The 18931-nt window shown below is 56.2% G+C and carries 16 protein-coding genes and 9 tRNA genes; 19 read left to right on the forward strand and 6 right to left on the reverse strand.

Features of this window, described 5'->3' with window-relative positions:
• Window positions 1-106 precede the first annotated feature (106 nt).
• From M516_RS0111345 to mnmL, 10 genes are all read left to right on the forward strand, one after another.
• Window positions 107-198, forward strand: a tRNA-Ser gene (locus M516_RS0111345).
• A gap of 27 nt (window positions 199-225) precedes the next feature.
• Window positions 226-302 (forward strand) — tRNA-Met (locus tag M516_RS0111350).
• A gap of 1 nt (window position 303) precedes the next feature.
• A tRNA-Trp gene (locus tag M516_RS0111355) sits at window positions 304-377 on the forward strand.
• Between the two features lie 25 nt (window positions 378-402).
• Window positions 403-478 (forward strand) — tRNA-His (locus M516_RS0111360).
• Window positions 479-488: 10 nt separating this feature from the next.
• A tRNA-Cys gene (locus M516_RS0111365) sits at window positions 489-562 on the forward strand.
• 7 nt (window positions 563-569) lie between these two features.
• Window positions 570-646, forward strand: a tRNA-Arg gene (locus tag M516_RS0111370).
• A gap of 10 nt (window positions 647-656) precedes the next feature.
• A tRNA-Leu gene (locus M516_RS0111375) sits at window positions 657-741 on the forward strand.
• Window positions 742-745: 4 nt separating this feature from the next.
• Window positions 746-822, forward strand: a tRNA-Glu gene (locus M516_RS0111380).
• A 255-nt stretch (window positions 823-1077) separates the two neighbouring features.
• Entirely contained in the window at window positions 1078-2316 is a 1239-nt protein-coding gene (locus tag M516_RS0111385; RefSeq protein ID WP_029099228.1) for a glycosyltransferase family 2 protein, read from the forward strand.
• A 162-nt stretch (window positions 2317-2478) separates the two neighbouring features.
• Window positions 2479-3444 (forward strand): tRNA modification radical SAM protein MnmL/YtqA, encoded by a 966-nt coding sequence (gene mnmL, locus M516_RS0111390; RefSeq protein WP_029099229.1) that lies wholly within the window; start codon window positions 2479-2481, stop codon window positions 3442-3444.
• Window positions 3445-3510: 66 nt separating this feature from the next.
• Here mnmL and M516_RS0111395 read toward each other — a convergent pair whose 3' ends face one another.
• Complete coding sequence (locus tag M516_RS0111395; RefSeq protein WP_029099230.1) at window positions 3511-4239, reverse strand: glycerophosphodiester phosphodiesterase; 729 nt, start codon at window positions 4237-4239, stop codon at window positions 3511-3513.
• Window positions 4240-4343: 104 nt separating this feature from the next.
• The gene (locus tag M516_RS26160; RefSeq protein WP_081656522.1) at window positions 4344-4427 is read right to left on the reverse strand and encodes a YjcZ family sporulation protein; all 84 of its coding nucleotides are present in this window, start codon (window positions 4425-4427) and stop codon (window positions 4344-4346) included.
• Window positions 4428-4605: 178 nt separating this feature from the next.
• Between M516_RS26160 and ablB the strand changes: the two genes are divergently transcribed.
• Complete coding sequence (gene ablB / locus M516_RS0111405; protein ID WP_029099231.1) at window positions 4606-5451, forward strand: putative beta-lysine N-acetyltransferase; 846 nt, start codon at window positions 4606-4608, stop codon at window positions 5449-5451.
• A 2-nt stretch (window positions 5452-5453) separates the two neighbouring features.
• On the opposite strand, the gene M516_RS0111410 is transcribed toward ablB, so the two are convergent.
• Window positions 5454-6998: a PucR family transcriptional regulator gene (locus M516_RS0111410; protein WP_029099232.1), complete on the reverse strand. Its 1545-nt coding sequence runs from the start codon at window positions 6996-6998 to the stop codon at window positions 5454-5456.
• A 153-nt stretch (window positions 6999-7151) separates the two neighbouring features.
• On the opposite strand from M516_RS0111410, the gene M516_RS0111415 reads away from it, so the two are divergent.
• The 6 genes from M516_RS0111415 (at window position 7152) to M516_RS0111440 (ending at window position 13221) form a co-directional block, all read left to right on the forward strand.
• Window positions 7152-8504 carry an aspartate aminotransferase family protein gene (locus M516_RS0111415; protein WP_029099233.1) on the forward strand — a complete coding sequence of 451 codons (1353 nt, stop codon included), beginning with the start codon at window positions 7152-7154 and terminating at the stop codon, window positions 8502-8504.
• A gap of 21 nt (window positions 8505-8525) precedes the next feature.
• Entirely contained in the window at window positions 8526-9218 is a 693-nt protein-coding gene (locus tag M516_RS0111420) for a CoA transferase subunit A (RefSeq protein ID WP_029099234.1), read from the forward strand.
• On the forward strand, window positions 9200-9877 hold the full coding sequence (locus tag M516_RS0111425; protein ID WP_029099235.1) for a 3-oxoacid CoA-transferase subunit B: 678 nt from the start codon (window positions 9200-9202) through the stop codon (window positions 9875-9877). The genes M516_RS0111420 and M516_RS0111425 overlap by 19 nt, the downstream gene beginning before the upstream one ends.
• A gap of 142 nt (window positions 9878-10019) precedes the next feature.
• The gene (locus tag M516_RS0111430; RefSeq protein WP_029099236.1) at window positions 10020-11297 is read left to right on the forward strand and encodes a peptidase; all 1278 of its coding nucleotides are present in this window, start codon (window positions 10020-10022) and stop codon (window positions 11295-11297) included.
• Between the two features lie 223 nt (window positions 11298-11520).
• Complete coding sequence (locus tag M516_RS0111435) at window positions 11521-12939, forward strand: aldehyde dehydrogenase family protein (RefSeq protein WP_029099237.1); 1419 nt, start codon at window positions 11521-11523, stop codon at window positions 12937-12939.
• Between the two features lie 193 nt (window positions 12940-13132).
• Window positions 13133-13221: transfer RNA gene (locus M516_RS0111440), tRNA-Ser, on the forward strand.
• Window positions 13222-13750: 529 nt separating this feature from the next.
• On the opposite strand, the gene M516_RS0111445 is transcribed toward M516_RS0111440, so the two are convergent.
• Complete coding sequence (locus tag M516_RS0111445; RefSeq protein ID WP_029099238.1) at window positions 13751-14440, reverse strand: DUF4145 domain-containing protein; 690 nt, start codon at window positions 14438-14440, stop codon at window positions 13751-13753.
• Between the two features lie 590 nt (window positions 14441-15030).
• Here M516_RS0111445 and M516_RS0111460 point away from each other — a divergent pair.
• Together M516_RS0111460 and M516_RS0111465 are read left to right on the forward strand one after the other, a co-directional pair.
• A complete protein-coding gene (locus M516_RS0111460; protein WP_051188200.1) occupies window positions 15031-16044 on the forward strand; it encodes a tyrosine-type recombinase/integrase in 1014 nt (337 codons plus the stop codon).
• A 399-nt stretch (window positions 16045-16443) separates the two neighbouring features.
• A complete protein-coding gene (locus M516_RS0111465) occupies window positions 16444-16962 on the forward strand; it encodes a hypothetical protein (protein ID WP_029099240.1) in 519 nt (172 codons plus the stop codon).
• Window positions 16963-16991: 29 nt separating this feature from the next.
• Here M516_RS0111465 and istB read toward each other — a convergent pair whose 3' ends face one another.
• Both istB and istA read right to left on the reverse strand, forming a co-directional pair.
• Window positions 16992-17759 (reverse strand): IS21-like element helper ATPase IstB, encoded by a 768-nt coding sequence (gene istB, locus M516_RS0111470; protein WP_008409491.1) that lies wholly within the window; start codon window positions 17757-17759, stop codon window positions 16992-16994.
• Window positions 17756-18931 (reverse strand): IS21 family transposase (istA, locus tag M516_RS24775; protein WP_081656549.1); only part of this gene is annotated, 1176 nt, incomplete at its 5' end. The genes istB and istA, both read right to left, overlap by 4 nt.

An 18931-nucleotide genomic window follows, 5' to 3' on the forward strand; every position in this document is an offset into this window, starting at 1 on the left:
GAAGCGCGGCAACGCGTGGAGCTGACGAATACTAATCGGTCGAGGACTTATCCACTCCATAATCCTTTGCCACCCATGCGTATCCGGTTTTGAAGGCATATATCGCGGAGAGTTACCCAAGAGGCCGAAGGGGACGGTTTGCTAAACCGTTAGTACGCGATTAGCGTAGCGAGGGTTCGAATCCCTCACTCTCCGCCATCTTCCCTACAGCATTCATAAGTGCGTGGCGGTGTAGCTCAGCTGGCTAGAGCGTTCGGTTCATACCCGAAAGGTCGGGGGTTCAAGCCCCTCCACCGCTACCAAAGGGGCATAGTTTAACGGTAGAACGAAGGTCTCCAAAACCTTTGGTGTGGGTTCGATTCCTACTGCCCCTGCCATTTTTCTCCATTTCTTGACAACACGGCGGTCGTGGCGAAGTGGTTAACGCACCGGATTGTGGCTCCGGCATTCGTGGGTTCGAATCCCATCGATCGCCCCATGCATATCGAGGGAGTATAGCCAAGTGGTAAGGCACGGGTCTGCAAAACCTTCACCCCCGGTTCGAATCCGGGTACTCCCTCCACTCATACGTCCCAGTAGCTCAGCTGGATAGAGCAACGGCCTTCTAAGCCGTCGGTCGGGAGTTCGAATCTCTCCTGGGACGCCATTTTTCATATGCGGTCGTGGTGGAATTGGCAGACACACCATCTTGAGGGGGTGGCGGGGCGACCCGTGCGAGTTCGAGTCTCGCCGACCGCACCATCATGGCCCGTTGGTGAAGTGGTTTAACACAGCAGCCTTTCACGCTGTCATTCAGGGGTTCGAATCCCCTACGGGTCACCAAACGCGCATACGCATCCACGAAGCCTTTTGTGACAAAGGCTTTTTTTTCTGCTTATTGTCATGTACCGGAATAGAACCGAATAAAGGTGGGAATGGTGATAGAAGTGCCGCCGTTTTTCCCACTTTTGGGTCATTGCGATATGACGGGTTTTGAGGTACACTCCCAATTGAGAGAAAAACAAGAGAGAAATTTTGGAAAAACACTACCTGAGTCAAAACCGCGCAACATTTGACTCAGGTCGAGGAGAAGAACCCATGAGTGCATTGAGAGAGATCATTGAGGGATTATTCATCGGATTCACTTCTACGGTAGGGGTGGTAAGCACCTACCAAACGTTGGTATCATGTGCCGGCCTGTTCCGCAAAAACGAGCAGGTCACCCACGAACCGCAAAAGACATTTGCGGTGCTGGTGGCGGCACACAACGAAAGCGCAGTCATTGCGCCGCTCATCGAAAACCTGAAGCAACTGGATTACCCCCGCGACATGTACGATATCTTCGTGATCTGCGACAACTGTACCGACAATACGGCGGAGATTGTCAGAGCGCACGGCGCGTATGCGTGCGAGCGATTTGACGCGTCCAAACGCGGGAAAGGCTACGGCATCGAGTGGATGCTGGAGAACCTCTGGGCGATGCCCAAACAGTATGACGCTGTCGTTATGTTTGACGCGGACAACCTGGTGGAGAAAAACTTCCTGCGCGTGATGAACGATCGTCTCTGCAAAGGGGCGCGCGTCATCCAAGCCTACCTGGATTCCAAAAACCCGTTTGACTCGTGGATTACCCTCTCGTACGCCGTCACGTACTGGTTTACCAACCGGATGTGGCAGTTGGCCCGCCACAACCTGGGGCTGCCCAACACGCTGGGTGGAACCGGCTTGTGCATCGAGAGCAATCTGCTCAAGGAGATGGGTTGGGGAGCCACCAGCTTGACGGAAGACCTGGAGTTTGCCACCCGCTGTATCGAACGAGGCATTTACCCGACGTGGGCGCACGACACAAAAGTGTGGGATGAAAAACCGATTGATCTGAAGGCATCCATGCGTCAGCGGCTTCGCTGGATGCAGGGACATTACGACGTGGCAGGGCGTTACATCGGCACCGTCTTGAAAAACGGCCTGAAGCAACGCCGTCTCGGCATGCTGGACGCGGCGTTTTACCTGTTTCAGCCGATGTATGTGCTGATCGTCACCATGATGTCGCTGTTGTTCCTGGGACGCTTTTTTGAGATGGAGGCGTTGATGCCGATCGCCAGCTTCCTGCCGAACTGGATGATCTACGGATCGACGGCCGTTTTCTACCTGCTGCCGATTTTGGCCCTGTACCTGGACAAAGTGCCGCTGAAGGGATACTTCGGGCTGCTGCTGCTCCCGTTCTTCTTCCTGACCTGGCTGCCGATTCTGTTCTACGCGTTTTTCACCAAGAACAACCAGGTGTGGAGCCACACGTCGCACACGCGAGCCATTCGCATCGAAGAAATTCAACAGTAACCATATACACGGAGAAAACCACAGGGAATTGCCCTGTGGTTTTCCTGTCTTTCGGTTCGCACGTCCAGCCTGACTTCTGTTATAATAAATGGATGGATGAATCGCCAGGCGGTGCCTGCCGAAGCCCGTTTGGCCGGCATCCCGACGGAAAGGAGCACAGCCATGAAACCATCACCTGTACACGCGGAGGCCCCGCGCCTGTGGGGCGACAAGCGTTACCATACATGGAACTATCACTTGCGCCAGACGTTTCACGAGAAGGTATTCAAAGTGCCGCTGGACGGCGGTTTTACCTGTCCCAACCGGGACGGCACGGTAGCCACCGGGGGATGTACGTTTTGCAGCGCCCGCGGCTCGGGCGATTTTGCCGGCGACCGGCGGATGGATCTGGAGCGCCAGTTCCACGACGTGAAAACCCGCATGCACGAGAAGTGGCCGTCCGCCAAGTACATCGGGTATTTCCAGGCGTACACCAACACCTACGCGCCCGTGGACGAACTGCGCGAGATGTACGAGGTGATTTTGAAACAGGAGGGCGTGGTCGGCCTGTCCATCGCCACGCGGCCCGACTGCTTGCCGGATGACGTGGTGGAGTATCTGGCCGAGCTGAACGAGCGGACGTATCTCTGGGTGGAGCTGGGGCTGCAAACCATTCACGAGCGTACCGCCCAACTGGTCAATCGCGCCCACGATTACCAATGCTACCTGGACGGCGTGGAAAAGCTGCGCAAACACAACATCCGCATTTGTTCCCACATCATTTACGGATTGCCGGGCGAAACCCACGAGGATATGATGGAGACGGCCAAGGCCGTGGCCCATCTCGACGTGCAGGGGATCAAGATCCATCTGCTTCATCTGCTGCGCAAAACGCCGATGGTCAAGCAGTACGAGGCGGGGCTGCTGGAGTTTCTGACCCAGGAAGAGTACACCAAATTGGTGGTGGACACGCTGGAAATCCTGCCGCCTGAGATGATTGTCCACCGGGTGACGGGGGACGGGCCGCCCGACTTGCTGATCGGTCCGATGTGGAGCCGCAAGAAATGGGAAGTGCTGAACGGCATCGACGCCGAGCTGGAGCGGCGCAACAGTTGGCAGGGCAAGTTTTACGAACCGAAGACGACCTGACGCCATCCATGGCCAACAGGGACAAAGGGAGCCTGTACAGGGCTCCCTTTGCTGTTTTGTACGCGGTCAAGACCGTCGCAGCACTTTCCGCGCCTTCCCCGGGTAGTTGGTGATGATGCCGTCCACCCCCATTTCGGCTGCCTGCCGGATGCGGGCAGACTTGTCAATCGCCCACCCGAGCACTTGAAAGCCGCGTGCTTTCGCTTCTTCCACCAGGGGGCGGGTCAATTGGTCGTCCGGCACGTGGAGCTGATTCGTTCCGTAGCGGGCGCCCACTTCCCAAGGTTGCTGAAGCGGTCCGACGTACAGCAGGGCGGTGGCTTGCGAGGGCTCCAGCTCTTTTATGCGCAGCAGGCTGTCAAAGTTGAACGAGGAGACGACGGTTCGCTCCGTCAACTGGTAGCGCTTGATCAGGTCGATCACCCGTTCCTCCAGGTGAGGCTGGGGGACCAGAAAGTTTTTCAATTCGATGATAAACCGCAGTGGAGTAGGGGCGAACGCGTCCAGTACTTCCTTCAGCGACGGTATCCGCGTCTGGCTCGTGGGCGGTCGGGCGCCCTTGTCGGCCCGCAGCCGCCTAAGCTGCCGCCAGGTGTGCTGCTGAACGGCGCCAGTGCCGTTGGTGGTGCGCTCCAGCCGATGATCGTGAATGACCACCACTTTTCCATCGCGACTCAACTGCACATCCAGCTCCAGGCCGTCAGCGCGCCGCTTGAGCGCGCCGTGAAAGGCTTCCATCGTATTTTCCGGATAGAGGCCGGAAGCGCCGCGATGCGCGTAAACGAGAGGGATCACGTGGCTTCCTCCTTCCGTAGGTCCTCCGCTTTGCCGCTTCTCCCTTACATGTATATGTATAAAGCCCCTCACTACGACCAGGCGGGAGGGGCTTGCGAAGCCCCTTACGTGCAAGCGCACAGCACGATCACGAGCAGCACAAACAGCACCAGCACCAGGGCAAAATCGTTGGTATGGCGGAAACTCACAACGGACCCTCCTTCCCGGCAGTGAACCTTCTTGTTATTCTATGGCCGGCAGAAACAAATGGCGCTCGCAAAAACCGATCGGGCCGAAAGGAGGCAGCGGGCAATTTGTACACTGTGGAGAATGACCCTGGGCGCCAACGTGTTACAATGGGAGAAAACCGGAGAAAGGGGAACGCACATGAGCGATGTAGCCGCGATGCAGGCAGCAGGAGATTTGGTGGTCGATCACCGCAATCGGCGGGGGGAGCTGCATCTGTACGACAGCGGCCGAATCGGCGAGATGGACGCCGTCATGAGGCGGCTGGCCAGAGAGGCGGAAGCGACCAAACTGATTGTATACGGCAAAAAAAAGGACGTGCCGCAATGGCTTTCCCTCGGCTACAGGCAGGAAGGGACGATCGACGGTTTTTTCCGGGGGGAAAACGCGCAGATGCTCTCCTGCTTTCTGACGGAAGAACGGGCCGTATCCGCCGCGCCTCAAGTCGCGGAGGACATCTTGCAGCTCAGCCTGGCAAAAGCGGGCCGCGGGGAAGCCAAGCCGCTTCCGCCAGGGTACAGCCTCCGGGCGGCCACGCCGGCCGACGCAGACGAACTGGCCCGATTGTACCGGCTGGTGTTTGCCACCTACCCGACGCCGATGGACGACCCGGACTACGTGCGCAGGACGATGAGCGAGAGCACCTACTACGTCGTCGCCGAGCATGACGGCCGGATTGCCTGTGCCGCATCGGCGGAAGTGACGGAACGCTTCGGCTCCGCCGAGCTGACGGACTGCGCCACCCACCCGGACCACGTCGGAAAAGGGCTGCTGCAGCCGCTGTTTGCCGCTCTGGAAGAAAAAATGGAGGAGATGGGCATCTACTACCTGTACACACTGACACGGGCCCAATCTCCCGGCATGAATGTGACGGCAGCCAAGCACGGCTACCGGTACCGCGGACGGCTGATCAACAACTGCACCATTTTTTCCGGATACGAAGACATGAACATCTGGGTGAAGCCGCTGCGTCCCACCCGCGAGTAGGCCTACGCCTCGGCGGGGTACAACTGCTGCTGCAGGCGCCGGGCCATGAGGGCCAGCCGAAGCTGCCAGCGCTGATGGGCATCCTCCAGGCTGACCCCGGTTTTTTCTTCGATCTGGGTCAATCGGTATTTCAGTGTGTGCCGGTGAATATATAACGCTTGGGATGTCTGCAGGCCGTTGCCGTTATGATCCAGATAGGCGCTCAGCGTCTCCAGGAGCTGCTGGTTGTGCCTGGCGTCGTAGCGGATCAGCGGGTCGAGCAGCGGCTGCCAGAGGGCCTCCAGCGTCTCCGGGCGGCGGTGGTACGGAAACAAAAACTGGTACCCCTGCATCTCCCCGAAGCGGAGCAAGGCGGGCGAGCGAGTCAGGAGCGGATACGCCTGCAGCGCGAACAGGGCCTCCTCGGCGGCCTCCGCCAGCGCGGTCAACTGGCCGCGCGGATTGCTGAGCGCCATCTGCAGGGGAGACGCAGGGTGCAGCCGTTCCCAGCGGGCAGCGAACTGCTCCAGCAGCAGCAGGCTGGTTCGGTCATGCGGCAGGATGAACAGCAGACAGTGGGGGCGTTCGCGGAGCAGGTAGGAGCGATGGTGCTGATCGCAGAGACGCCGCATCAGCGTAATGCACGCCTGATGCAGGTCGGACAGAGCGGCGCCGTCGCCGGTGCCCACTTTGACCGCGGCCACCATGTGACTGCCGGAGAGCGGGTAGCCCAGCATGCGGCTGCGGCTTTCCAGTTCGTCCGCACGTAGGGTGCGGCCGCTTAGCAATTCGTCCACGAAATCTCCCTTCAGCCGCCATTCCGTGGCCGCCACCGCCCGTTCCTTGACGTATTCCAGCGCGCAGAGGGTCGCCGCGTGCTGCAGGGCGACGTCGTCCAGCTCTTTCCACAGCCCGTCCGGTTTGGTCAGCGTGAGCGTGCCGAAATGTTCCCGGCTGGCGCGGATGGGCACCGCGTGCTCGCTGGTCTTTCCGCCCGCGCTCGTTTCACCGCAAGAACCGCCGTGTTGGACCACTTCAAACCCGAGCGCATCCACTAGTTTGACCGCTCCGCCGGTCAACTGGGCCAGCTCCGCCGCGATGGCGGGCAGCCCGCCTTTGGACAGCGCCGCCTCGATCATCCGGTTGTGGATCGCCTGCGAGTAGGCCAGCGTCTCAAACTGCCGGTTGACGATCGGCTGCAGGATCGCCTTGGTGATCGTGGAAAAGTTTAATTCCACCGGGATTTCGATCAACGGAAGCCCGAAGCGGTCCGCCATGTCGACGAGGTCGGCGGGAATCTCGCGCAGGTAAAAGCCCGTGTGCAGGGCGACGCCGCTCAACTTCCGTTCGGCCAGCGAGGGAATCAGCGACGCCCGGCGACGGTCGTCCTCGGACAATCCAAATCCGGTCGTGATCAGAAACTCGCCTTCCTGCAGCCGGTTGACATCCTCCAGCACTTCCACGATCGTGACCCAGCGAATCGGGTTGTCCAGTCCGGCGGCCCCTCCGACCAGCCGCGTTTGGACCATGTCGGGCAATTGCAGCGCTTCGCGAATCGTAATGGTCATGTTCAGTCCTCCCCCCTGTTTCCATCACCCAATTTCTTATACAAAATGTACAAAAGATTTCGTCTCTTTTCCACGCTTTTTTGCCAGCTCGTCGAATGGCGCGGACGTTCTCTTCCGCTAGGATGAAAAGAGAGAAAAGGCGAGGTGGCTATCATGCAGAGAAGCTATGTGATCAAGCCCGAATTGGGCAAATCGTATCCGTTCGTGTCCCACGGCAAGGGCATCTACCTGTACGACAAGGAAGGGAAGCGGTACATCGACGGCTGCTCCGGCGCGGTGACGGCCAGCATCGGCCACGCCGTGGAGGAAATCGCCGAGGCGATGTACGCGCAGGCACGCAGCGTCTCCTTTGCCTACCGCTCCCACTTCAGCAGCGATGCGGTGGAGGAGCTGGGGGCCAAACTTGCGGAGTGGGCGCCGGGGTCGCTCAACTGGAGCTTTTTTGTCGGGAGCGGCTCGGAGGCGACGGAGACGGCGCAGAAGATTGCCATTCAGTACTGGCAGGAAAAAGGGTATGCGACCAAAAACCGGATCATCTCCCGCTGGATGAGCTATCACGGCATTACGATGGGGGCGCTCTCCATGTCCGGCCATGTGCTGCGGCGCAAGCGCTTCGTCCCGCTGCTGGCCGACTGCCCGACGATCGCGCCGCCCTATCCGTACCGCCGGCCGGAGGGCATGCCGCTGGAAGCGTACGCGCTTGCCTGCGCCAACGAGCTGGAGACGGCGATTCTGCGCGTCGGTCCGGAGCATGTGGCCGCGTTTATCGCCGAACCGGTGATCGGCGCTTCGGGCGGCGCGGTGGTGCCGCCGGACGGCTATTTCCAGCGCATCCGCGAGATTTGCGACAAGTACCAGGTGCTGTTCATCGCCGACGAGGTCATGACAGGTGTGGGCCGCACAGGCAAGCGGTTCGGGATTGATCACTGGGGCGTGCAGCCCGACCTGATGGCCTTGGGCAAGGGGATGAGCGCCGGATACACGCCGATGGCGGCGGCGATGGCGACAGACGAAATCATCGAGACGATCGCGCGCGGGTCGGGATTGATCATGGCGGGCCACACGTACAGCGCCAATCCGCAGTCGGCGGCCGTTTCGCTCGCGGTGCTTCGCTACGTGGAACAGCACCGGCTGGTGGACAGGGCGGCGGAACGAGGCGCCTACCTGTTGAGCCGCTTGCGGGAACTGGCCGACGAACTGCCGCTGATCGGGGAAGCGCGCGGACTGGGGATGCTGTGCGGACTGGAGTTTGTCAAAGACAAAAAGACCAGGGAGCCGTTCCCGCTGGCGCAGGGCGTCAGCGCCCGGATTATCAAGCGGGCGTTTGAAAAAGGGCTGCTCATCTACCCGGCGACGGGCGGATTGGAAGGCGTGGCGGGAGATGCCGTCATCATCGCACCGCCGCTGACCATCACAACCGAGGAAATCGACGAATTGATCGCCCTGCTGAAAGAAGCGGTCTCAAGCGTGCAGCAGGAACTGCGTCAGGAAGCGCTGCTGGTCTGACGGGCAGGGGGGAGGAGAAACATGGCCAACCGGTTTGACAAAGTGATTTCACTGGAAGAAGCATTAACGTATTTTCACGACGGGATGACACTGCTTGCCGGCGGTTTCGGCGGGGTGGGCAATCCGCCCACCCTGATCCAGGGCATCCTCGACAAGGGCGTGCGGGACATCACGCTGATCAGCAACGACACCGCCTTTCCGCACATCGGCGTCGGCAAGCTGGTCACCGAGCGGCGGGTGAAAAAGGTGATCGCCTCCCACATCGGCTCCAATCCCAACGCCGGCGCCCAGATGACGGCCGGGGAACTGGAGGTGGAGTTCTGCCCCCAAGGCATCCTCGCCGAGCGCATCCGTGCCGGCGGAGTGGGGCTGGGCGGCATCCTGTCCGACATCGGGATCGGCACCATCGCCGAAAAAGGCAAGGAAAAAGTGATCGTCGACGGCAAGGCGTACCTGCTGGAGACGCCGCTGACGGCGGAGGTGGCGATCGTCTACGCCAAGAAGGCGGACCGCTTCGGCAATCTGGTGTACGACACGAGCGCCCGCAACTTCAACCCGTTGGTGGCGATGGCGGGCGACGTCACCATCGTGGAGGCGGAGGAGATCGTGGAGATCGGCGAACTGGACCCTGAAGAGATCGTCACGCCAGGGGTGTTCGTCCAGGGAATCGTGCAGAGTGAAGGGGTGAACTGGCAATGGGCCTGGGAGAAGTAAACCGGACGGAAACCTACCGGGAGCGGATTGCCCGCCGGGCAGCGCAGGAGATCGAGGACGGCATGATCATCAACCTGGGCATCGGCATTCCGACGCTGGTGGCCGACTTTATTGCGCCGGAGAAACGGGTGCTGTTTCACGCGGAAAACGGCATTCTGGGCACCGGCCCCAGTCCGGCCAATGGGGAGGAAAACCCGATGCTCTGCAACGCCGGCGGGTTTCCCGTCACGCTGGTGAAGGGAGCGGCGTTCTTTGACAGCGCCACCGCCTTCGCCATCATCAGACGGGGGCTGTTGGACATGACCATTCTCGGCGTGCTGGAAGTAAGCCAGCGGGGCGACATCGCCAACTGGATCGTGCCGGGCAAGCGCGTTCCGGGCATGGGCGGGGCGATGGAGCTGGCGCAGAAGGCCAAACAGGTGATGGTGCTGACCACCCATCTGGACAAGAACGGCCGTTCCAAAATTGTGCGGGAATGCTCCCTGCCCCTGACGGCAAAGGCGGCCGCCGACCTGATCATCACCGACATGGCGGTGATGGAAGTCCGGGAAGACGGGCTGTATCTGCGCGAAGTGATGGAACCGTACAGCGTCGCGGACGTGATCGGCGCGACGGAGGCCGAGCTGAAGCTGGACGGCGATGTCGGCGTATTCCGCTGAGGCGGCTCGCGAAGGCCTGCTTATATCAGGCAGGGGCGGGAAAGCGGCAGCGGTGATGCGGACAAAGCCGTCCGCCGGCTCTCGCATGCGAAACGGGCGCGAGGCAGATACCATTCGCCAAGAAAGAAGAAGGAGGGGTACGATGGCAAACTGGCAGACTCTGATCCGCGAACAAATCGACAAGGAGAAGGCGGCGGCCACAGAACTCCTGCAGGCATGGGTGCGGGAGGCAAGCGTGCAGGGCAAGGAGCGTTCCATCCAGGAGAGCATCGCCGAGACGCTGCACGCGATGGGGCTGGAAGTCGATCTGTGGGTCATGGAAGGGGACGAACTCCTGCAGCATCCGTATTTCGTCTCCCCGCGGACTGTGTTCGCGGACAGCCCCAACGTGGTGGGCGTATGGAAAGGAACGGGCGGCGGCCGCTCGATCATTCTCAACGGGCACGTGGACGTGGTGCCGGCCGGCGACCCCGCCCAGTGGTCGCACGATCCGTTCAGCGGCGAAGTGGTGGACGGCAGGCTGTACGGCCGCGGCGCGACCGACATGAAAGGGGGTAACCTGGCCTCGCTCCTGGCGATCCAGGTGCTGCAGGCACTGGGGGTGCGGCTCAAGGGGGACGTGATCTTTCAAAGCGTGGTGGAAGAGGAGAGCGGCGGCGCCGGCACGCTGGCGACCATCCTGCGCGGCTACAAGGCGGACGCCGCCCTAATCCCCGAGCCGACCAACATGAAGATTTTTCCCAAGCAGCAGGGCTCGATGTGGTTCCGCCTGACGGTAAAGGGGCGTTCGGCCCACGGCGGCACCCGCTACGAAGGGGTGAGCGCGATCGAAAAAAGCATGCGGGTGGTAGAGGCCATCGCCCGATTGGAAAAAGAGCGGAACGACCGGATTGACGATCCGCTGTACGCAAAGCTGCCCATTCCCATTCCGATCAATATCGGGGTGATCGAAGGGGGCAAATGGCCGTCCTCCGTGGCCGATCTGGTCAAGCTGGAGGGACGGATGGGGGTGGCGCCGGGCGAGCGGATGGAAGACGCACAGGCGGACATGGAGGCCGCCCTGCGCCGCTTGGCCGACGAAGACCCTTGGTTTGCTGCGCATCCGGTGGAACTGGAGTGGTTCGGGGCGCGCTGGGTGCCGGGGGCGGTGGCGGAGGATCATCCGCTGATGGACATCCTGCAGCGGCAGTTCGCGGCCGTGACCGGCCGGCGCGCCGTTGTGGAAGCCTCCCCGTGGGGCACGGACGGGGGCCTCTTGACGACGCTTGCCGACACGCCTGCCATCGTGGTGGGGCCGGGCGTCACGCAGGTGGCCCACTACCCCGACGAGTACATCGAACTGGACGCCGTTTTCCAATGTGCCGAAATCTTTGCCCTGACGCTGCTGGAGTGGTGCGGAACGGACGACGCGGCGAACTAGCTGGTGTGAGGCACGCAGCAAAAAGGGAGCGGCTCTCATGAGTCCGATCCCCACCTACCGGAGCGTGCTGGTTGTGCGCACTTCTGGGCTGTACAGAAGCGTGATCCGCCACCTCTCGCCGCTTGCATGGCCGACGACCCGTTGGAGGAAGGCTGGAACGTGATGGAGAATGAGTTAGAGGAGCTGTGCACACCCCATCGCGAATGGAGGGAGGAAGAGGACGATGAAAAAAGCGTGCTATATTGGCGGACAGTGGGTGGAGACGGGTGCGTACGCGCCGCTGTACGCTCCGTACAGCGGCGAGGTGATCGCGGAAATCGCCCAGGCCGACCGGGAGACGGTGGAACGGGCGATCGGCGCCGCGCAGGAAGCGGCGGCGGTCATGCGGCGCATGCCGGCCTACCAGCGGGCCGCCATTTTGGAAAAAATCTCCGGACTGATGAACGAACGGCTGGAAGAAGCGGCGAAAATCATCGCGCTGGAAGCGGGCAAGCCGATCAAAACGGCGCGGGGCGAAGTGATCCGCACCATCCAGACCTACAAGTTCGCCGCGGAAGAAGCCAAACGGATTCACGGCGAGACGCTGCCGCTGGACGCCGCCATCGGCGGAGAAGGGCGCCTGGCGTACACCGTGCGCGAACCGTTGGGCGTCATCGGCGCCATCACGCCGTTCAACTTCCCGATGAACCTGGTTGCGCACAAGGTGGGGCCGGCCATCGCGGCGGGCAATACGGTAGTGCTGAAGCCGGCGTCGCAAACGCCGCTCTCCGCCTTTTTCCTGGCGGAACTGGCCGAGCAGGCGGGGCTGCCGGCCGGCGCGCTCAACGTCGTCACGGGCAGCGGCGGCACCGTCGGCGACCTGCTGGTGACCGATCCGCGCGTCAAGGCGATCACGTTTACGGGCAGTCCGGCTGTCGGCATCAACATCCGCAACCGCGCCGGCCTGAAGCGGGTGACGCTGGAACTGGGCTCCAACTCGGCCGTGATCGTGGACCGCGACGCCAATCTGGACGACGTGATCCCGCGCTGCATTTTCGGCGCGTTTGCCTACTCCGGCCAGGTGTGCATCTCCGTCCAGCGGATTTACGTGGTAAAGGAGCTGTACGACACGTTCGTGGAGCGTTTCGTCGCGGAGACGCGCAGGCTGCGGGGCGGCGATCCGCTGTCCGAGGAGGCCGACTACTCGGCGATGATCAGCCCGAAAGAAACGGACCGCGCGCTGGCCTGGATCGAGGAAGCCAAGCAGCGGGGCGCCCGCGTCGAATGCGGCGGCGAAACGGACGGCCGCGTGCTGCAGCCGACCGTCTTGACCGGCGTCCCGACCGATGCCAAAGTCTCCTGCCAGGAAGTGTTCGGCCCTGTCGTCCTGATCAACCCCGTCGAGTCGGTCGCCGAGGCGATCGAACTGGTGAACGACTCCCGCTACGGCCTGCAGGCGGGCCTGTACACCAACAATCTTTCGCTCGCGCTGCAGGCGGCTGACGCGCTGCACGTGGGCGGCGTGATGATCAACGACATCCCCACCTTCCGCGTCGACCACATGCCGTACGGCGGCGTCAAAGAGAGCGGCATCGGCCGCGAAGGCGTCAAGTACGCGATTGAGGAGATGACGGAGCTGAAGCTGGTTGTCGTGAAACGGTAGGGGAAGGACAGGAGAAGGAAAGGGTCAGCATCATACGGCACGGCGCCGCATTTTCGTCCAAACGATGCGCCAGCGCAGGAGAACGACCCGGCTGCCCCGCTGATGGCAGCCGGGCGGTTTTTTGCGGAGAAATTGCAGGAAAGTGTTGCAAAAATAGATGCAATTATGCTATAGTATAACTTGTCCGTATCGCGGAGGGATACCGAAGTGGTCATAACGGGGCGGTCTTGAAAACCGTTAGGGCGCAAGCCCACGGGGGTTCGAATCCCTCTCCCTCCGCCATACCTCGGAAATCACGTTAAATCAACGTTCTGTGAGCCGGGAGGCATCCGGTTGATTAACCGATACCCTAACGTAATCGGTAAAAAATCGCGGAGTACGTTTCGGGTAAATGACGAGAACTTTACGGTATACATACGGTAAAAACGTCGACCTTTCGTTGTGTGATCAATAACGGGAGGTCGTTTTTGCATGCGTGAAAACCCGCAAGCGAAACGAAAAGGACGTCAGTTGGTCCGTTTGAGGGCCGGAGAGATGGGATCGCGTCCTACGATGAACTATATATAACTCGCGATAGCCTGCCGGAAGCATCCGACGACATTGGCGCTTTTGACCGGATTCATCACGTCAGTACTCGTCCTGTTCTGGACCGACGCCAATACAATCACGAAAGTTACCGCGATGATCACCGCGCTTGGATCGGTGGTTGCGTATGTATACGCGGAAGGTTACATCGACACAACCCGCGATAGTGAATAATTTACGCCCACTTATCAGAGTAAATTCCGGTAGGTGGGCGATTTTTTTCATCTTATTGCTTTGAACGTTGTGGCATTTCAAGCACAATTTTTTCAGAATATAATTCGCTCGAAATATATCGTGCCGTCAACTCAATAAGAACTTTTAAATCATTTACATCCTTATCTACCCAAATCCGTGTATAGTGGGTTTCATCGTTTCCTAACCATGCAGCTCTCTCAGCCAATGTTTTTATTTTAGGGTTTTCAATGTGGTCTTTTATACAGTTACCTAAGTATTTGGCTTTAATCTTTTCTTGTTGCTCCGGATATAAGTGTATAAGGTAGTCTTTAACAAGATACTCAAGAGCCTTGCGATAGCCGACACCACTAACTTGGTTTAAGCCGAGTGATTCTGCCTCAACGGATTGATTATAAATTTCAACAAAGTTTGGTGAGATTTTTTCTATCTCATCGTCAAACACCTTATACTTTGCTTTTTTAGGTATAACATCTATCATTGTGAAAAAATCTATTATTCCACCTTCCGTTTCATAGATGTGAATGGAAATCTCCTGGCATTCATGTCTTGGACATGACACGACTAATGTTAGTTTGTTTCCAGTTTTAATTGCAGAGATATAGATTGGTACCATAGCATAATTGCAGACCGGACAAACGTCGGGAAGTTTGTTTAAATTGTGGTTATTGAAAAACTTTTCCCTCACTTGGTCATTAAATATATCCCACCTAAAGATATGCATATATAACTCTCCTTATTTAAAAATAGTTACACATACTCATACCTACGGAGAAGCTCAGAAATCATATCCCGCTTGACCGTTTCCTGATCGTAAAGTTGCTCACCATCAGGCGTCTTCCACTCGAACTCATAGGCGAATCCATCTTCGGGATGGTAGTAAATTTCGATTACTGTGCCGGTCCGACCGTCAACCAACCGGACCGTATCTTATTGCGCGATGCCCTCCGCCTCCAAGAAATAGAAGGCGCTGCGAGGATAAATGCGTGGTCCCTTTTCGTCGACCATTCCGCGGAGGAAATCGTCATCTAACGTAGTGACATCGTAAACCCAATCGAACTTTAGCGGAAGGGGAATGTCCTTGCGATAGTATCGAACTTTCACGTGATCACCTCGTTACCATGCGTGGGGTTACCGCGTTGCATCGTCGTTAGATGCGTTTGCTTTGCGATGTCTTTCGTTACTTTTTCGTGGACTTTGCGTGAGGTATGGGTGCACACTTCTATTATATTGTTTAGAAAATTAAGATTAAAGTCTGATAATAACCAACGGAGTCCTGTACACTTGGCATAAAGTTCTAAGGAGGACAAGTGTATGGTGAAACGAATGGTTCGCGGAAGAAAAGCGATGACCACCGATCAAAGTAGAAATTACGCATTAGATGAGGCATTCGAGCTATTCTGTAAAGTTAAGGAGGCTGAGGGGAAAAGAAAGAGGACTTTGTTGGACTATCGGAAACATTGGGGTTATTTCCGTAAATGGCTGGACAGCTACCACCCGGAGATAACATTTATTCGGCAGGTTACCTCTACCATTGCGCGCGAGTATTATCTCTACATGGCGAGTGACCGCTCGAAATACCAGGGCGTGAGTAATCGCTATCTACCCGGCGTTAAGCTCGCCCCTGCTACAGTCGCGATCCGATTGCGTTCATTCCGTGCGATGTTCCGTTTCTGGACAATTGAAGGGGTAATAAAAGAAAACCCAACCTTGAACATCAAGCCCCCGAAAGAGGACGAAGAGGAAATTGTCGTATTTTCCGAGGAACAGTTAATATCGATGCTCTCCGCAGCAAATAGGAAGACATTTAAAGGGTTCCGGGATTGGGTGTTAATGACGCTGTTGGCGGATACGGGGCTTAGAATCAGCGAAGCCGTATCCCTTACAACAGAATTAATTGATTTCAGCAACAATGTAATACGATTGCCTGCTAGCCTCAATAAAAACAGAAAGAAACGAGTAGTACCTTTTTCTAGTCACGTGTCCGCAAATCTACACGAATTAATTGAAGAAAACAGGCTTCATTTTGAAACGGACTTCGTTTTTGTTGACGTTTATGGCAAACAATTAACAGCCGATGCGGTTCGTAAAATATTTCGTCGATACGCTGAGAAAGCGGGACTGATCGGGAAAGTAAAATTCAGCCCACACGTATTCCGTCATTTTTTCTGTCGCCAGTATCTCCTTAATGGTGGAGATATTGCAACTCTCCAAGCGATAGTCGGTCACGCGGATATTACAACGACTAGGAAGTATTTGCAAGTAGAAACTACGCATATCCGATCGCAACACGAAAAGTTTTCTCCGATAAATCGACTATTCGATTAAAAATAGAAAGCCGCTTTCTCTCGAAATGTAACATAGTCGACGAAAGCAGAACTTCGGAGTTTAATTAAGAAATCAGCGACGCCCACTTTTCGGTTTAACCGCCGATAGGTGGGCGTTGCTTCTATTCCGTTTCTTTTTCGTCCACAATCTCGATAATTTCGCTAATGCTTTTGATGTTCAATTCTTCAGCAATTGCTAACAGGTGGTTATTGTTAATGGTGCTCCGTTTTATGTTCGTTCTCCTGGTTAATTTCCGCAAAGTAATTCTTCGCGGTCCAGTATTTGCGACTTTCTTACCTAAAAAATAATAAATCAAACCCTATACCAAATATTGATAAATATCCTTTAATATGGTAATATCCTCTAGGGTATTAAATATATCATTGGAGGTAGAACTGAATGAGAATAAAAAGTAAGGTTTTGGGTTTTTTGGCAATTGGAACTCTCACATTACTACCAAACTCTATCCATGTACAAGCACAAGATGTCAACGAAAAAGAGCTTTTTATTACTCCAATTGAGAGTGATAAATTCTGGGAAAGAATGGAGACTCAAAAGAGAATTCCGAAATTGATGGAATTTCTAAAGAGTAAATACGAAGGAAACTACGCAGGATTATATGTTGATCAGGAAAATGGGGGAGTTGTAAATATTGGTTTTTATTCAATTCCTAGTGAAGATGAATTGTCTAAAGTAACAAAACTACTCGGAAAAGATGTTAAGGTCAAATACAATAAAGTAAAATACTCAAGGGATAAATTGGATGAAATTGTAAATGAATTATCTGCAATAATTGATAATACAGAAGACAACATTGTTTCAATCTCAACCAGTTTTAGTAATCAGAAGGTGATTATAGGATACACTGACGATGAGTGTCAACGCCGACTTTATTTTGACCCACCATCGCCGGTTTAGAATTGACCCACCCGGCGATTTTTTGTTGGTTAGGTGGTAGAGGGGGAGCCGTAGGCTCCAGTCCTCATCTTCTCACGAAGTCGGTAACTATTCCCCCTAATATTGACGATGTGGGAATGGTGTAAGAGCCGATCCAGGATAGCCGTAGCAAGTATCGGATCGCCCATCAGTTCCCCCCATTCACCGAAACTCTTGTTGCTGGTCAACAGAATACTCCCTCTCTCGTATCTTGCACTTACTACCTGGAAAAAGAGGTTAGCTGCCAAACTGTCAAACGGTAAGTAACCAATTTCGTCAATAATCAGGAGCTTTGGTCGAATATAGATGCGTAGGCGTTTATCCAGCCTGTTTTCCGTGTAAGCTTTTCGCAGATCTTCGATGAGTTGCGAGAGACTGACAAAGTAAACGGATATCCCTTGCGAGATGGCTTCTACAGCCAACGCCACCGCCAGATGACTTTTTCCTACTCCGGGAGGCCCTAAGAACAAGACATTCTCGTGTCGGGTTACAAAAGTCATCGTGGCCAGCTCTCGAATCAACCGTTCGTCAATGCTGGGTTGGAAAGCAAAATCGAACTCCTCCAGCGTTTTTCGGTAAGGCAAGTGTGCGAGTTTGGTGCGTACCTCCATATTCCGTTTTTGACGTTCCGCTATCTCTGCATCTAGAAGCATGTTGAGAAAGGACAGATAGGTGGGCTGTCCATGACTTGCCGCTTCCAAATGGGCATCCAAGAGTAGAGCCGCTTGCTGAAGCCCAAGTTCCTCAAGACGTAGCCGTGCCTGTTCCAGTTCAATCATGCTCCCACCCCCGTCAGCTGCTCATAGACATCCAGCGAACGCACTTCCACTTGCTGCGATGAAATCTGTCGGGCTTGCGGACGTGGATAGGCATATCCTTGAGCAGTCGTAAGACCTGCATACTGGTTTTCACAAAAAACAGTTGCACGGGATCGATAGACCTTTTGGTGTCGAGCAATACATGTGCCGTCGGCCCAGATTTCCACCCACCCATTCACTTCTCGCACGGTACCCTCACGTCCACTGTACCTCCATGGAACCCCATATCGTACACCATCGTAGCTAACAAATCCGTCTCGGCTGACCTGTCTCGGTTCATGCAAGTATTTTTCCCATCGTTCAGCTGAAGGGATAGGCGACAGATTTTCCTCACGGAGTCGGTCGATGGGACGTTCGCCGGTTGTTCCATGAATACGGCGGTTAATCCGCTCGCACCAGTGTAGGGCTTGTTGATTGAGATCCTGTAAATCAACGAAGCGTTTGCCAGGAAGAAAGTTGTTTTTTACGTATTGAACGCCTCGTTCCACTTTTCCCTTTGTTTCGGGGCGTCGAACTTTGCATACTTTTGGAACAAGCCCAATCGCTGCAGCAAAGTCGGCAAAAAGCGGATGCCAGCGAGGTTTTCGATCATCTCCCATGCCCAGTACGACGGTTTTCATCTGGTCGGTCAGCATTACCTTTGGGATGCCCCCAAAATATTCAAAAGCATGAATCAAGCAACGAAGAAAGCTGTGAATGTCACAACGCTTAGTGAACTCTATATAGGTGGAACGAGAGTACCCCAATACCATGACAAATACCGGCACTTTTCGGACTGTACCGTCCAAATCTACGTAATCACACAGTCCCCAGTCGACCTGTGCATATTCACCAGGTTTCGTCTCGTAACGAAGAACAGCGGGAACTTGTTTGGGAGGACGGAAGTCCTTCACATAGTCTTTCAAGATGGTACGTCCCCCGGTATACCCCTTTTCTCGTAGAAGATCGAATAAAACCTCGCAGTTATAGATACCTTCTTGAAGACGTTCCTGCAGGAACGGTTTATACGGATCAAGCTTGGAACCACGAGATTTACGGGTTCCCTTTTCGGGGGAGAATTCACCCCGGAGATATCGGCGAACTGTATTTCGAGAATGCCCCGTTAGACGGGCAATTTCACGAATACTCTTGCC

Source organism: Brevibacillus thermoruber 423 (assembly GCF_000454065.1).
GTDB classification, from domain to species: Bacteria; Bacillota; Bacilli; order Brevibacillales; family Brevibacillaceae; genus Brevibacillus; species Brevibacillus thermoruber.

Coding starts and splice junctions, on each gene's coding strand:
- M516_RS0111415 (WP_029099233.1), top strand. CDS start 7,152: ATGCAGAGAAGCTATGTGATCAAGCCCGAATTGGGCAAATCGTATCCG.
- ablB (WP_029099231.1), top strand. CDS start 4,606: ATGAGCGATGTAGCCGCGATGCAGGCAGCAGGAGATTTGGTGGTCGAT.
- M516_RS0111435 (WP_029099237.1), top strand. CDS start 11,521: ATGAAAAAAGCGTGCTATATTGGCGGACAGTGGGTGGAGACGGGTGCG.
- M516_RS0111410 (WP_029099232.1), bottom strand. CDS start 6,998: ATGACCATTACGATTCGCGAAGCGCTGCAATTGCCCGACATGGTCCAA.
- mnmL (WP_029099229.1), top strand. CDS start 2,479: ATGAAACCATCACCTGTACACGCGGAGGCCCCGCGCCTGTGGGGCGAC.
- M516_RS0111425 (WP_029099235.1), top strand. CDS start 9,200: ATGGGCCTGGGAGAAGTAAACCGGACGGAAACCTACCGGGAGCGGATT.
- istB (WP_008409491.1), bottom strand. CDS start 17,759: ATGATTGAACTGGAACAGGCACGGCTACGTCTTGAGGAACTTGGGCTT.
- M516_RS0111465 (WP_029099240.1), top strand. CDS start 16,444: ATGAGAATAAAAAGTAAGGTTTTGGGTTTTTTGGCAATTGGAACTCTC.
- M516_RS0111430 (WP_029099236.1), top strand. CDS start 10,020: ATGGCAAACTGGCAGACTCTGATCCGCGAACAAATCGACAAGGAGAAG.
- M516_RS0111460 (WP_051188200.1), top strand. CDS start 15,031: ATGGTGAAACGAATGGTTCGCGGAAGAAAAGCGATGACCACCGATCAA.
- M516_RS0111445 (WP_029099238.1), bottom strand. CDS start 14,440: ATGCATATCTTTAGGTGGGATATATTTAATGACCAAGTGAGGGAAAAG.
- M516_RS0111420 (WP_029099234.1), top strand. CDS start 8,526: ATGGCCAACCGGTTTGACAAAGTGATTTCACTGGAAGAAGCATTAACG.
- M516_RS0111385 (WP_029099228.1), top strand. CDS start 1,078: ATGAGTGCATTGAGAGAGATCATTGAGGGATTATTCATCGGATTCACT.